The organism is Cohnella fermenti (assembly GCF_004801405.1).
GTDB lineage: Bacteria > Bacillota > Bacilli > Paenibacillales > Paenibacillaceae > Cohnella > Cohnella fermenti.
In genome coordinates, this window is the sequence record NZ_SSOB01000137.1 from 1 (window position 1) to 413 (window position 413).

A 413-nucleotide genomic window follows, 5' to 3' on the forward strand; every position below is an offset into this window, starting at 1 on the left:
CGTCACCGTGTAGCTGTTCAACGTCCAGTGCGCGTACAACGTCATGTCCTCGACTACCGGAGCGGCGTCGAAGTCCCACTCGCCCGTCTCATCCGCCGGATCGACATACCAGCCCTCAAACGCGTACTCCACTCGCGTCGGCTCTGTTGGCTCGGCTATCGTCTGCCCGTGTTCAACGGTGACCTCGCTTCCCGAGAAGCTGCCTCCGTTCGGGTCGAACGTCACCGTGTAGCTGTTCAGCTTCCAGTGCGCGTACAACGTCATATCGCCGCTGACGGTGTCCCCATCGAAGTCCCACTCGCCCGTCTCATCCGCCGGATCGACGAACCAACCCTCAAACGCATACCCCACTCGCGTCGGCTCCGTCGGATCGGCTATCGTCTGGCCGTGTTCGACGGTGACCTCGCTTTCCG

The 413-nt window shown here is 62.2% G+C and carries 1 protein-coding gene; it reads right to left on the bottom strand.

Annotated features, from left to right (window positions below):
- Positions 1-413 (bottom strand): InlB B-repeat-containing protein (locus E6C55_RS33350; protein ID WP_168736017.1); only part of this gene is annotated, 413 nt, incomplete at both ends.